Below are 12,821 nucleotides of genomic sequence, written 5' to 3' on the forward strand. Positions count from 1 at the left end.
GGCGTACGCCACAGACCCCCGAGAACGACGAAGGGGCCGCCGCAGCGCCCCCTCATCGTAACGTCACATCACGGCCGTTCAGACCGCCCGCTTCTTGAGCTTGCGGCGCTCCCGTTCGCTGAGGCCGCCCCAGATCCCGAACCGCTCGTCGTTGCCGAGCGCATAGTCCAGGCACTCGCTGCGCACCTCGCAGGAGAGGCAGACCTTCTTGGCCTCGCGGGTGCTGCCACCCTTCTCGGGGAAGAATGCTTCGGGGTCGGTCTGGGCGCACAGGGCGCGCTCCTGCCAACCCAATGCACCCTCGTCCTCGACGGCCTCCAACACCGTCAGCAGGTCATGCATGTTTCCTCCTCGACCCCTTGGCACACCAAGTTCCATTAGAGGAATTACAACCGTGTAGTTAGCGGGAGTCAAGCCGGAAATTGTCAGATCTCTGCGTTAGAGTAGGAAATTCCGCCCGATCGGGGGGTCTTGACCCCTGAACCGACCTCAGCCGCGGTCCAGCGGCTTCCACTGCGGCGGTTGCCGACGCACCGGTCGATCGGCCTCGCTCTCGACCTGTGGGTCCTCCCGCGGGGCGTCCTCGGCGGCCGGCAGGCGCCGGATCACCGTGGCCTCCTCGTGGTCGTCGTCCACCGTGGCCTCCTCGTGGTCGTCGTCCGGTGACTGGTCGGGCTCGGGAATCTGCTCCATCTCGCGATTGGCCGGCGTCCAGCCACCCCGCTCCCCCGGCCGGCCCCAACCGCTGGCCTGCGCGCCGGCGGCGGCCGCGCCCGCGGTCTGCCAGGCGGCGCCACTGGCCTCATCGGGGCGCCAGGTGGGTTCGGTCTGCGGAGCCTGGTCCGATTCGGCGTCGGCCGGCGCACTGCCCGGGCGGGGCAGTTCGACCGTCATCTCCTGGGCCTCGATCCGGCGGAACTCCTCGCGCCGCAACCCGCCGAGGATCTTGGCCAGTGCGACCACCGCGACCACCGGCAGGATCGTGAAGCCCAGGTAGCCGATCGCGTCGATCACCGCACTGAACACCCCGGCCCGCCGACCGGCGCGCACCAGGCCGATCACGCCGAAGACGAACTGCGCCACGGTACCGATCAGGGCCACCGTCAGGGCGGCGATGGTCAGCTTCCGGGCACCGGGGGTGATCGGTCGCAGCACCGCACACCAGGCCACCGCGAGCAGCAGCACGATGGCGTTCACCGGGCTGAGCAGCGACAGGCCGTGGGCGGCGAAGGCGTCCAACCCGGTCGGCCCGCGGACCGCGAGCACCAGGCGTACGACATCGACGGCCATCAGCACCACGACAGCAACCAGCACCAGCCACGCGGCCGGTTGCCGGAACCGCTTCAACCCCTCGCTCACACCGCCCAGCGTATCCACGCCGGCCGCCGGTCCGATGGACGCCCGCGGTGCGTCGGCACCGGGTGCCAGACTGTGCGCGTGACTGCTTCCCAATCCCCCACCCGGATCGTCGTGCTCGCCGGTGGTGTCGGGGGCTCCCGGTTCGTCCGCGGCGTGCGTGCCGCCTACCCCGATGCCCGGATCGACGTGATCGTGAACACCGCCGACGACATCACCCTGCACGGGCTGCGGGTCTCCCCCGATCTGGACACGATGATGTACGCGCTCGGCGGCGGCATCGACGATGCGAAGGGCTGGGGCCGCGCCGAGGAGACCTGGTCGATCATGGCCGAGTTGAAGGCGTACGCCGTGGAGCCGACCTGGTTCGCCCTCGGTGACCGCGACATCGCGACCCACCTGGTACGCACCCAGCTGATCGCCGCCGGCGCCCGGCCCACCGAGATCACCGCGGCGTTGTGCACGCGCTGGCTGGGTGATGAGCCGGTACGGCTGCTGCCGATGACCGACGACCGGGTGGAGACCCATGTGGTGGTCGCCGACCCCGAGGCGCCGTCGGGTCGGCGGGCGATGCACTTCCAGGAGTTCTGGGTGCGCCACCACGCCGAACCCGAGGTGCTCGAGGTGCTGCAGGTCGGTGGTGAATCGGCGAGCGCGAGCGATGAGGTGCTGGCGGCCATCGGGGCGGCGGAGCTGATCCTGATCGGCCCGTCGAATCCGGTGGTCTCGATCGGCCCGATCCTGGCGACGGGTGGGGTACGCCCGGCGCTGCGGGCGGTGACGGCGCCCGTGGTCGGGGTGTCGGGGATCCTCGGCGGCGCACCGGTGCTCGGGATGGCCGACAAGCTGCTGCCGGCGATCGGGGTCGAGGTGGACGCCGGGGCGGTCGGGTTGCACTACGGCGCGCGGTCCGCTGGGGGCCTGCTCGATGCCTGGCTGGTGGACTCGGGCGATGCGGCCGCGGCCGAGCGGTTGACCGCGGCCGGGTTGCCGACGCTGGCCACGCCGTTGCTGATGACGACGCCGGAGGATACCGCACGGTTCATCCGCGAAGGTGTCGAGCTGGCCGAGCGAGCCGACCCCACGGTGGTTGAGCGAGCGCCCCACCCCACGCCGGCTGAGCGAGCGCCCGACCCCACGCTGGCTGAGCGAGCGCCAGCGAGTCGAAGCCACCAGGACCGCCGGTGATCACCATCGACGCACCGACCGGGATCGGTGAGATCACCCCGGGCTGCGATCTGACCGGCGAACTGCTGCGGGTGCTCGTCCCGCACGATGGCGACATCTGGGTGGTGACCTCCAAGGTCGTCTCGAAGGCCGAGGGCCGTTTCATCGACGAGACCGACAAGGACCGGGCGCGGCGGATCGAGTCGCGGCGGGTGGTCGCGCGGCGCGGCGGCACGACGATCGTGGAGCACCGGCTCGGTCTGGTGCACGCCGCCGCCGGCATCGACTCCTCCAATGTGGAACCGGGGCGCTTGCTGCTGCTGCCGCTCGATCCAGATGCCTCGGCGCGCCGGATCCGGGCCGAGGTGGCCGAGCGCACCGGCGTGCGGATCGGCGTCCTGATCTCCGATACGTCCGGGCGGGCCTGGCGGACCGGGCAGACCGATCTGGCGATCGGGGTGGCCGGGGTGCTCCCGATCGACTCGCACATCGGGCGTACCGATCCGCACGGCAACGACCTCAGGGTCACCGAGATCGCGGTCGCCGACGAGCTCTGCGGTGCCGCCGATCTCGCCAAGACCAAGCTCGGCGGGCGACCGGTCGCGGTGATCCGGGGGCTGGCGACGCTGGTCACCGTCGACGACGGTTCCTCGGCCGGGCTGCTGCGGCCCGCGGCCCAGGACTTCTTCCGGCTCGGCCGGCGGGAGGCGGTGCTCGACGCGGTGCTGCGCGCCACCGGCCAGGCCGATCGCTACGACGAGCTGGTCGAGTTGGACGGCGACGAACTGGTGGCGGCCGTGACCGCCGGCGCCCCCGACGACGCGGACTGGATCACCCGGATCCTCGGGCAATACGCCGGCTGAGCGAGCCTCGGGCACCACGCCGGCTGAGCGAGCGAGGTACGAGCGAGTCGAAGCCCAGGTGACTTTCCGTTGCCGCAACGGAAAGTCATTGCTAGAGTTTCCGTCATGGAAAGAGATGTGTACCCCGCGAGCCAGGCCCTGAACGACATCACCGCCAGCAGGCAGGCAGTCGCCGACCGGCTGATCACTCCCCGTTGGTACCACCCGGTGCTCGCGCTCGGTATCGCCGGCTTCATCCTTGGCGTCGGGCTGCTGCCGGTGCCGTGGTCGGTGCTGCCGTCGCTGCTCCTCGCGATCCTGTGTGGCTGGTTGATCGGCGCCTACAGCAGGCTGACCGGGATCTGGGTGCGGCCGACGATGGGCCAGTGGTCTGGTCGGCTCTGGATCATGCACTCGGTGATCCTCGTCGCGTGCGTCCTGCCGGCGATCCTGGCGCTGTCCCGCCTCGTCCAACCGCCGATCTGGCTGCTGATCGCGGCCGCCGTGGTGGCTGCGGGGGCCACGATGATCATCGGCCCGCGCATCGACGCCGCGATGCGCGCCGAGCTGCGGGCCGGGGTCGCGCGGAGCCGTCGATGAGCGGCTTCGACGAGGTGATCCATGCCCCACACCGGCTCCGGATCACCGCCCGGCTGGCCCAGGTGGATTCGATGGAGTTCGGGGCGCTGCGCGATGACCTCCAGGTCGCCGATTCGGTGCTCTCCAAACAACTCAAGGTGCTCACCGACGCCGGTTACGTGACGCTGGACAAGCCCACCGGCAAGGGCCGGGTGAAGACCTGGGCGAGGCTGACCCCGGCCGGTCGCCGCGCCTTCGAGGGCCACGTCGCCGCCCTGCAGGAGCTGGTCAGCGTTGACCCATCGCCCGCAGCACCGTCCGGACGAACCCGGCCGGATCGTCGGTGACCATCCGCCAGGTGAACTCCAGCACCAACCAGCCGTCGAGGTTGACCTCGTTGCGCCGCTGGTGGTCCTTCTCGAAGGCCTCCCGCCTGCTGTGCCATTCGTACCCGTTGATCTCGATGCCGAGCCTGAGCTCGGGGAACGCCAGGTCGAGGAAGAAGGTCCGGCCGTCGATCTGCACCTCGTGATTGGTGCACCAACCGGTGACGCCCGCCTCCCGGAGCGCACGGTGGGCCATCCGCTCGGCCTCGGACCAGGGCCGATCGCGGGAGTCGGTGAGGATCTCCCGACGGGCGTTGTTGCCGGGCCGATTGGGGTGATCGCTGAAGGCCTGCCAGAGCTGGGCCAGTGCCCAGGCGCCGCGGCGCGGGTGCTCGCGCAGCACGTCGTCGACCAGCTCGCCACCGAGCTCGGGGATCAGGTCGACCGCGGTGAGGAACTTGTTGGTGCAGCGGATGCCGTCGATGGTGGTGATCCACTCCGGGTCGATGCGGTCGTTGGTGAAGAGGAATCCGGGCTGCGGCCTCAGCCGGACAGCGGCCGAGACGATCGTGGGTTCAAGCCGCGACCAACCAAGCAGTCCAGCAGCCGACCGCCCGGTGAGGACCGCGTCAGGTGCATGCCTGGCCAGTGCCAGCACCTTGGTCCGGTGGCTGGTGGCGGTCTCCGCGGGCGCGAACCATCCGGGCAGCACCCTGACCAGATCACCGGATCGAATCATGTGGTGCAGCACGCCAGCGAGCTCACCGGCGTCGCGTCGACCGATGACGCCGCCGTTGTCTTCGATCAGCTGTCGGCCCCGCCGATTCGCACGCTCCATGCGGGCAACATGGTGCGAATCGGGCGATTCGAGCGCCGTGGCGGCCGGCCTGTGGAGAACTCGGCCCGACCGCTCCCCTGTGGGTAAGTCCAGAACGTGTAGCGCGTGGAGCGCCACGGGTCGCTGGCCCGCATTCCATCGTCACCCCCAGAACACCCGCGACACGTTCTGGACTTAAGCCCTCAGGCGTAGGACTCGCCGAGCTCCTCGGCGACCTGCGCGACCAGCGCCTTCACCTGCTCGGCGCGGCCCGACGGGCAGACCAGGGTGATGTCGTCGGTCTGCACCACGATCGTGTCGGTCATCCCGAGCACCGCCACCAGCTTGCCGTCACCACCCTTGTTGATCACCAGGTTGTGCGAAGCGTCCATCACCACGGTGCAGCCCTCGCGGGCGTTGCCGTCGTCGTCGTGCTTCAGGTGTTCGGCCAGCGCGGGGAACCCGCCGACGTCGTGCCAGGTGATCGGCAACCGGACCGCTACCACGTGCGACCCCTCGGTACCGCGGCCCAGGGACACCGGCTCCATCACCGCATAGTCCACCGAGATCTTCGGCAGCTTGGGGAACAGCTCGGCCAGCTTCTCCGGCTCGGCGGCCAGGGTCTGCACGATCTCATAGCAGTCGGGCACCAGCTTCTCCAGCTGCCCGAGCAGCGTCGTCGCCTGCCAGACGAACATGCCGGCGTTCCACCAGTACTCCCCCGAGGCCACATAGCGCTCGGCCGTCTCGCGGTCCGGCTTCTCGGAGAACTCCACCACATGGCGGACGTTCTGATCGCCGTTCACGGCCTTGCCCTGGTGCAGATAGCCGTACCCGGTGTGCGGGGTGTTCGGCACCACGCCGAAGGTGACCAGCGCGGTCGCATCGGATTCGGCGACCTCGAAACCGGTGCGGAGCGCCTGCTGGAAGACATCCACCGGCTGCATGATCTGGTCCGCGGTGACCATCGCGACCACGGCCTCGGGATCCTTCGCGGCCAGCACCGCGGCCGGCCAGGCGACGGCGTTCAGCGAATCCCGGCCGACGGGCTCGCCGAGCACCTGGTCGGCGGGCATCTCGGGCAGCTCGCTCCGCACGGTGTCGGCGTATTCGCCGCCGGTGCACACCCAGACCTGCTCGGCGCCGACCACGTCGACCACCCGCTCGAAGGCCATCCGGAGCAGGCTCCGGTCCCCCACCAGATGCAGCATCTGCTTCGGCATGCCCTGCCGCGACAGCGGCCACAGGCGCTTGCCCGAACCGCCAGCCATGATCACCACGTAACGCATGGCCCACACCCTAACGGCAGATACGCCCACCCGGTTCCTCCCGACACGGGCAGCACAGGCGCCGCTCAGGGAACCTCCCTAGGATGGCCGCGTGATGCAGCTGACCGACCACCTGGCCCGCCGCTCCCGGACCGAGGGTTCGGCTCCCTTCCTGACCCACTATTCCCCCGCCGGGCGGACCGAACTCTCGGTGCGCTCCTACGCGAACTGGGTCGACAAGACCGCGAACCTGATCGTCGACGAGTTCGATCTCACCGAGGGTGACCGGGTACGCCTCGCCGTGACCGAGGAGCATCCCGGGCACTGGATGACGCTGGTCTGGGTGCTGGCCTGCTGGCGGGCCGGAGTGACCGTGACCGACGGCGATGGCGAGTTGACCGTGATCGGCCCAGCGACGGCCACGACCGATGCGGACGGTCCGACGATCTCCTGTTCGCTGCATCCGCTGGCGCTGCCGCAGCGCGATCTGCCCGCGGGGGTGCGCGACTTCTCCACCGAGGCGCTGGCCCAGCCGGACGCCTGGCTCGGTACCGACCCCGACCCCGGTACGCCGGCGGTCGACCTGCCCGAGCACCGGCACACGCTGGCCGAGCTCGCCGAACTGGCCGAGCTGGAACCGATCGGCGGCCGGCTGCTGCTCGCCGATCCGCCGAGCCTGTGGGTCGCGCTGCTCGAGGGTCTGATCCAACCACTGCCGACCGATGGCTCCCGGGTGATCACCGAGGGCATCGAGCACGACGAGCTCACCCGGATCGTGGCCAGCGAGAGGGTGGAGCGCCCGTGACCGATACCCAGACCCCGATGCCGACCTGGCCGGAGGGCAGCTGGCCGGCGGTGTCCTATGTGATGCCGGTGCTGAACGAGGAGAGCTATCTGGCCGACGCGGTCGCCACCGTGCTCGACCAGGACTATCCCGGGGAGACCGAGCTGGTGATCGCGCTCGGCCCCTCCCGGGACAACACCACCGCGCTGGCCGAGCAGCTCGCCGCCCACGACCCGCAGGTCCGGATCGTGCACAACCCCGGTACCGACATCCCGAAGGGCCTCAACCTGGCGATCGCCGCGGCCCGGCACCCGATCGTGATCCGGGTCGACGCCCACTCCGAGCTCCCGCTGGACTACACCCGGATCGGGGTCGAGACACTCCGCCGCACCGGGGCCGCGAACGTCGGCGGGTTGATGGCCGCGGCCGGGCGGACCGACTTCCAGCAGGCCGTCGCGACGGCGTACAACTCCCCGCTGGGACTCGGCGGCGGCACCTATCACAGCGGCACCGAGGCGGGGCCGTGCGAGTCGGCCTATCTGGGCATCTTCCGGCGCGAGGCGCTCGCCGAGGTCGGCGGCTACGACGAGACGGTACGCCGCGGTGAGGACTGGGAGCTGAACCTGCGGATCCGCGAGGCCGGGCATCTGGTCTGGTTCACCCCCGAGCTGAAGGTCACCTACTGGCCCAGGGATTCCCGCGAGCGGCTGGCTCGGCAGTTCTGGTCCACCGGCGTCTGGCGCGGTGCACTGGTCCGCGAGATCGCCGACCGTACCCCGCTGCGCTACTTCGCCCCGCCGGCCCTGGTCGCCGGATTCGCTGCCAGTGCAGCGATCGCGGCGATCGATGCGGTACGCCCGCTGCGCGGCCCGGCGAAGCTGCTGCGCGCCGCCCATCTGGCCCCGGCGGCCTACGCCACCTTCCTGGCCTCGGTGCTGGTCCGCGGCAACGGCACGCTGCGCGAGCGGGCGAACCTCGCCCAGGCGCTGGCCATCATGCACACCAGCTGGGGCGCCGGTTTCCTCTCCGGCCTGCTCAAGGGCGGCGGCGACACCGTCGACACCTCCCGGCACTCTGGCGACTGATCTGCGTTTCAGTCCGATAACAAGGTTCCGGATCCTCGGCGCTCCGCTCGCGCTGGTGCCACACTCATCGCGCACCACCCCGTGACCAGGAGGACATCGTGGAAACCGCTGCCATCACTGCTTGGACCTTCATGGCTGAGTGCCCGATCCCGCAGGACATCGGCTCCGTTCTCGCCCAAGGAGAGCGCCCCGTCGCCGCATTCAAGACCTTCCGTGACACCGCGGTTTTCACCAACAAGCGGCTGATCGTCAGGGACGCTCAGGGCCTGACAGGGAAAAAGGTCGAAATGTACTCGCTGCCGTACTCGGCCATCAACATGTGGTCTTCCGAGAATGCAGGGGCGCTTGACCACAATGCCGAGCTCGAGATGTGGACCCGCGCAGGTCACATCAAGATCAAGATCGGCAAGGGCGTCGACATCCGCCGCCTGGATCAGCTGATCGCCAACGTGGTCCTCACCCACTGAAGTTCGGACCCCACTGTCCCGAGTGAGGGCACGTGGACAGGTCATGTAGACATTACGCCGCCATCCAACGGCCAACTGAACTCAGGTCGCGGTGCACACCTCGACCAGGTCATCGGCACCGGGGATGGCTACCGGAGTCGGACCGGCGGTCGGGGTCGGGGTGGCCTTCGAGGTCGCCTTGCCGGTCGCGCGCCGGGTCGGCGTACTGGTCCCGCCCGGGGCGTTGCCGACCGGCAGCTTGGTCGCCTTCGGCGCCGGGGCACCGGCGGTGGGCTGCCCCTGGGACTGGGCGATCTTGTCGCGGACGGCCTGCCGCATCAGGTCGTAGTCGGGCGCACCGGGTTGGATCATCGGCGGGACGAAGGAGACCGAGGCGATCTTGGTCTGCCGGGCCTTCAGCGCCAGGTCCATCAGCCGGTTCATCTCGCTGGTGGGCACGTTGGTCTCCACGACCTGCTTGCCGGCCGAGGCGATGGCGTTGAACTTGGTGACCACGGTGACCGGGTCGAGCTGGTTCAGCATCGCGCTCATCACGCACTTCTGCCGCGCCATCCGGTCATAGTCGGAGGTCTCCACCCGGGAGCGGGCGAACCACAGCGCATCCTGCCCGTTGAGCCGCTGGGCCTTGCCGGCCGGGATGTGCCGCTTGACCGAGGTCTCCTCACCCCCGACGGCGACCGGCTTGTTGACGTCGATGGTGATCCCGCCGACCGCGTCGATCAGCGCCTTGAAGCCGTTCAGGTCGATCAGCGCGTAGTAGTTGATGTCCAGCCCGGTGGCCCACTCGATGGCCTCGGTGGTGGCCTGCGCGCCCGGATCCTTGACCCCGGGATAGAGGTCCTTGTTCTCCATCGCCTTGGTGTAGACGGCGTTCAGCAGGCACTCGTGGTTGGGGCAGGTGAACCCGTTGGGATACAGCTTCTTCATCGGCGATTCGTCGGGGAAGCCCACGTCCTCGAGGTTCCGCGGCAGCGAGAAGAGCACGGTACGCCCGGTGGTCGCGTCGATGCTGGCGACGGTCATCGAATCCGGGCGCAGCCCCTCGCGGCCCTTGCCGGCATCCCCGCCCAGCAGCAGCACGTTGTAGCGGCCGGCCTTGGCCTCGGTCTCACCACCGCCGGAGAAGACGCTGCCGATCAGGTCACCCTCGGCGTTCACCGCGGAGGCCGAGGCGATCATCCCGCCGCCGAGCCCGAGCGCGAGCACGATGCTGAGCAGGCCGAAACCGAGCCGGTGCCGGCGGGCCAGCGAGGGCGGGTTGGCGATCCGCCAGGCGTCCAGCATCAGCGCCGCCCAACCGATCCCGGCCAGCCCGAGGACCAGCGAGATCAGGATGGTCAGCGGCCGGAAGGTGATGATCGCGATGGCGGCTCCCCGGTCCACCAGCAGCAGCACCACGAAGGCCACCAGCAGGGCGATCAGCGCCGCCCACACGCGTACCGCCCAGCGCCCGACCCGCCGGTCCCCGGCCCGCAGCTGCGCCGACCCCGGCACGACCAGGGTCAGGCCCAGAAAACCGAGCCCACGACGCAGCCGCAACCGGTCGCTGCGCAGCTGTGCAGCCGGCCGGTAGGCGGTGCTCGATCCCTTGTCGGGTGCGGTCGGGGAAGGCTTGCGTCGCTCGTCCACGCTGTCGCCGAGGTTGCCGCTGCCGCGGCGATCGTCGAGGTTGCCGCTGCCGCGGCGTGCATCAGACACGGATGGGCCTTTCGATGCTGTTGTCGGGGAAGGAGACCCCGGAGGGTCCGCGACCAGAGTGCCATCGGCGCCTTCCGGCCGGTCGGTCCGCCACGCCGTCGGTGACCGATTACGACCTTGGGATTTCCTCACCCGGGGGCATCACCCGGAGCCATCGTCAGGCGACGGCGCCCTCCTCGGCCCTGCGCAGTTCGGACTTCCAGACCCGGAAGCCGTCCTCGGTCGCGCCGCGGCGCCAGTAGCCGGAGATCGAGCACCATTCGGCCGGCACCTCACGCTCCTTGCGGATGTAACCGCGGAGGTTCTTCATCACCGCCTGGGCCTCACCGTGGATGAACACCTGCGGCGTACCGGGCAGCCATTCGACCTCGCGGACGGCCGCGATCAGCGGGGCGTTGTCACCGGCGCGATCCTCCCCCACCTGATCGGCCGTACCGCCGCGGTGCACCCAGACCAGGTCGAGGATCGCGTCGGTGGCGATGGTGACCTCGTCCTCCGGGCCGGCGACCTCGACGACGGCCTTGACCGGTGCACCGGCGGGCATCGCCTCGATGGCGGCGGCGATCGCCGGCAGCGCGGACTCGTCCCCGGCGAGCAGGTGCCAGTCGGCGTCGGCGCGCGGGGCATAACCGCTACCCGGTCCGCGCAGCGAGATGGTGTCCCCGATCCTGGCGGCGGCGGCCCACGGGGCGGCGATGCCACTGTCGCCGTGCACCACGAAGTCGACGGCGAGGCACTGCCGCTGCGGGTCGTTCCAGCGCACACTGTAGGTGCGCATCACCTCCCCGTCGTCGGTCGGGAAGATCAGCTTGACGTAGGCATCGGTCATGCCGGGGTCCTGGTAATCGGCGTACCCGGGGCCGCCCAGGAGCAACCGGACCACATGCGGCGAGGGCCGCTCGGTGCCGACGACGGTCAGTTCATAGCTTGGGCGAGCGGCCACGGTGAAACTCCAGCAGGTGCGACGATTGGATAAAGTTAGCCTACCCTAAGCGCCTCGGCCCGTGGGTGGTCGTCTCCCTGACCGGTCCCCGGAGGTACGCCGGACAGGCGCGTTTGCGCCCGGTTCGGCCGCATTGCCCCTGTACCGTGACCGCATGCCCGGCGACGACATGGACTGGTTGTATCGCGGATCCGATCCGCGGCGCGACGGCGACCCCGGACACAGGCCGGCCGACGAATCCGAGATCCCGACCCACCAGGCCTCCTCCGGCGCGCCGTCGGGAGGGGGCCGCAAGCGGGCCTCCTTCGGCGAGCCGAGTACGCCGCCGCGGACCTCGGCACGCCGGACCGGCAATCAGTCCCGCTCGGCGGCCGCCCAGGACGGCCGCACCCGCGCGATGCCGGTCGGCGACATCGAGGCGGCCGGCCAGCCCCGGTCGCGGAACCGGTCCGCGGCTGGTGGCGGACGGCCCCCGGCGCCGCCGACCGGCCGGCGGCCGGGCCGCCCGCGCACACCGCGCCGTCCGGGGCGTACCCTCGCCCGCACGATCGTCCTGCTGCTGGTCGCCTGGCTGGTGTTCCTGATCGGTACGCCGATCTATGCCTGGAGCGCCAGCAACAAGGTCGACGCGATGCCGACCGGTCAGCGGCCCGGGGATCAGCCCGGCACCACCTGGCTGCTGGTCGGCTCGGATTCCCGCGAGGGGCTGAGCGAGGAGGAGCGCCAGAAGCTCGGTACCGGTGACACCGAGGGCCTGCGCACCGACACGATCATGCTGCTCTACGTCCCGCCGGGTGGGCGCCCGGCGCTGATCTCGATCCCCCGCGATTCCTACGTGCCGATCCCCGGGAAGGGCCGGAACAAGATCAACGCGGCGTACGCCCTCGGCGGTCGGGAGCTGCTGGTGCAGACCGTGGAGCAGAACACCGGGCTGCGGGTCGATCATTACGCCGAGATCGGTTTCGGCGGGTTCGTCAACGTGATCGACGCGCTCGGCGGGATCGAGATGTGCCCGAAGACCGCGATCAAGGACAAGAACTCCCACCTCGACATCCCGGCCGGTTGCCAGAACATGGACGGGGTGACCGCACTGGGTTATGTGCGGATGCGTTACGCCGACCCGACCGGTGATCTGGGGCGGATGAATCGGCAGCGCGAGATGATCGCCGGGATCGCGAAGAAGGCCGCCTCGCCGATGACGGTGATCAACCCGTTCCGCTGGTGGGGCCTGAACACCGGTGCCGCGCAGTCGGTGAAGACCGATCCGGGCACCGGCGTGGTCGCCACCGCCGGTGTCGTCGCGCCGATGATGAAGGTCGCCGGTGGCCAGGGGCTGACCCTGATGGTGCCGATCTCGAACCCGAACAAGAGCACCGCCGCGGGCTCGTCGATGATCTGGGACGACGCGAAGGCCAAGGAGATGTTCGGCGAGATCGCCCGCGGAGACACCTCCAAACTGGACCGCTTCGCCAAGCCCTGATCGGATCGG

At 70.0% G+C, this 12,821-nt stretch carries 14 protein-coding genes; 8 read left to right on the forward strand and 6 right to left on the reverse strand.

Annotated features, from left to right (window positions below; translation table 11 throughout):
- Window positions 1-78 precede the first annotated feature (78 nt).
- Complete coding sequence (locus BI335_RS16645; RefSeq protein WP_094355773.1) at window positions 79-342, reverse strand: WhiB family transcriptional regulator; 264 nt, start codon at window positions 340-342, stop codon at window positions 79-81.
- 147 nt (window positions 343-489) lie between these two features.
- Window positions 490-1,359 (reverse strand): DUF456 domain-containing protein, encoded by an 870-nt coding sequence (locus BI335_RS16650; protein ID WP_094432273.1) that lies wholly within the window; start codon window positions 1,357-1,359, stop codon window positions 490-492.
- Between the two features lie 78 nt (window positions 1,360-1,437).
- Here BI335_RS16650 and cofD point away from each other — a divergent pair, with 78 nt between their 5' ends.
- The 4 genes from cofD (at window position 1,438) to BI335_RS16670 (ending at window position 4,291) form a co-directional block, all read left to right on the forward strand.
- The gene (gene cofD / locus BI335_RS16655) at window positions 1,438-2,544 is read left to right on the forward strand and encodes a 2-phospho-L-lactate transferase (RefSeq protein WP_094432386.1); all 1,107 of its coding nucleotides are present in this window, start codon (window positions 1,438-1,440) and stop codon (window positions 2,542-2,544) included.
- The gene (cofE, locus tag BI335_RS16660) at window positions 2,541-3,386 is read left to right on the forward strand and encodes a coenzyme F420-0:L-glutamate ligase (protein WP_094432276.1); all 846 of its coding nucleotides are present in this window, start codon (window positions 2,541-2,543) and stop codon (window positions 3,384-3,386) included. Before cofD ends, cofE begins: the two co-directional genes overlap by 4 nt.
- Before the next feature lie 105 nt (window positions 3,387-3,491).
- Window positions 3,492-3,965, forward strand: coding sequence for a hypothetical protein (locus BI335_RS16665; RefSeq protein ID WP_144009136.1), 474 nt, complete (start codon window positions 3,492-3,494; stop codon window positions 3,963-3,965).
- A complete protein-coding gene (locus BI335_RS16670; RefSeq protein ID WP_094432279.1) occupies window positions 3,962-4,291 on the forward strand; it encodes a transcriptional regulator in 330 nt (109 codons plus the stop codon). The genes BI335_RS16665 and BI335_RS16670 overlap by 4 nt, the downstream gene beginning before the upstream one ends.
- On the opposite strand, the gene BI335_RS16675 is transcribed toward BI335_RS16670, so the two are convergent.
- Window positions 4,233-5,108 (reverse strand): endonuclease domain-containing protein, encoded by an 876-nt coding sequence (locus BI335_RS16675; protein ID WP_094432282.1) that lies wholly within the window; start codon window positions 5,106-5,108, stop codon window positions 4,233-4,235. The genes BI335_RS16670 and BI335_RS16675 overlap by 59 nt on opposite strands.
- Window positions 5,109-5,290: 182 nt before the next feature.
- Window positions 5,291-6,376 carry a mannose-1-phosphate guanylyltransferase gene (locus tag BI335_RS16680; RefSeq protein ID WP_094432285.1) on the reverse strand — a complete coding sequence of 362 codons (1,086 nt, stop codon included), beginning with the start codon at window positions 6,374-6,376 and terminating at the stop codon, window positions 5,291-5,293.
- Between the two features lie 94 nt (window positions 6,377-6,470).
- On the opposite strand from BI335_RS16680, the gene BI335_RS16685 reads away from it, so the two are divergent.
- The 3 genes from BI335_RS16685 (at window position 6,471) to BI335_RS16695 (ending at window position 8,691) form a co-directional block, all read left to right on the forward strand.
- Entirely contained in the window at window positions 6,471-7,160 is a 690-nt protein-coding gene (locus BI335_RS16685) for a TIGR03089 family protein (RefSeq protein ID WP_229119668.1), read from the forward strand.
- Window positions 7,157-8,224 carry a glycosyltransferase family 2 protein gene (locus BI335_RS16690; RefSeq protein WP_229119652.1) on the forward strand — a complete coding sequence of 356 codons (1,068 nt, stop codon included), beginning with the start codon at window positions 7,157-7,159 and terminating at the stop codon, window positions 8,222-8,224. Before BI335_RS16685 ends, BI335_RS16690 begins: the two co-directional genes overlap by 4 nt.
- Window positions 8,225-8,322: 98 nt before the next feature.
- Complete coding sequence (locus BI335_RS16695) at window positions 8,323-8,691, forward strand: PH domain-containing protein (RefSeq protein ID WP_094406794.1); 369 nt, start codon at window positions 8,323-8,325, stop codon at window positions 8,689-8,691.
- An 81-nt stretch (window positions 8,692-8,772) separates the two neighbouring features.
- Here BI335_RS16695 and BI335_RS16700 read toward each other — a convergent pair whose 3' ends face one another.
- On the reverse strand, window positions 8,773-10,389 hold the full coding sequence (locus BI335_RS16700) for an LCP family protein (RefSeq protein ID WP_094432291.1): 1,617 nt from the start codon (window positions 10,387-10,389) through the stop codon (window positions 8,773-8,775).
- Window positions 10,390-10,546: 157 nt separating this feature from the next.
- Entirely contained in the window at window positions 10,547-11,332 is a 786-nt protein-coding gene (locus BI335_RS16705) for a siderophore-interacting protein (protein ID WP_144009137.1), read from the reverse strand.
- A 154-nt stretch (window positions 11,333-11,486) separates the two neighbouring features.
- Here BI335_RS16705 and BI335_RS16710 point away from each other — a divergent pair, with 154 nt between their 5' ends.
- Window positions 11,487-12,812, forward strand: a complete 1,326-nt coding sequence (locus BI335_RS16710; RefSeq protein ID WP_229119653.1) for an LCP family protein — start codon at window positions 11,487-11,489, stop codon at window positions 12,810-12,812.
- The last annotated feature ends 9 nt before the right edge of the window (window positions 12,813-12,821 follow it).

Source organism: Enemella evansiae (genome assembly GCF_002250705.1).
GTDB lineage: Bacteria > Actinomycetota > Actinomycetes > Propionibacteriales > Propionibacteriaceae > Enemella > Enemella evansiae.

What these genes read in the sequence shown, in the direction of transcription:
- BI335_RS16645 (WP_094355773.1), bottom strand. Translation starts at nt 342, where the DNA reads ATGCATGACCTGCTGACGGTGTTGGAGGCCGTCGAGGACGAGGGTGCA.
- BI335_RS16710 (WP_229119653.1), top strand. Translation starts at nt 11,487, where the DNA reads ATGCCCGGCGACGACATGGACTGGTTGTATCGCGGATCCGATCCGCGG.
- BI335_RS16680 (WP_094432285.1), bottom strand. Translation starts at nt 6,376, where the DNA reads ATGCGTTACGTGGTGATCATGGCTGGCGGTTCGGGCAAGCGCCTGTGG.
- BI335_RS16670 (WP_094432279.1), top strand. Translation starts at nt 3,962, where the DNA reads ATGAGCGGCTTCGACGAGGTGATCCATGCCCCACACCGGCTCCGGATC.
- BI335_RS16685 (WP_229119668.1), top strand. Translation starts at nt 6,471, where the DNA reads ATGCAGCTGACCGACCACCTGGCCCGCCGCTCCCGGACCGAGGGTTCG.
- BI335_RS16665 (WP_144009136.1), top strand. Translation starts at nt 3,492, where the DNA reads ATGGAAAGAGATGTGTACCCCGCGAGCCAGGCCCTGAACGACATCACC.
- BI335_RS16675 (WP_094432282.1), bottom strand. Translation starts at nt 5,108, where the DNA reads ATGGAGCGTGCGAATCGGCGGGGCCGACAGCTGATCGAAGACAACGGC.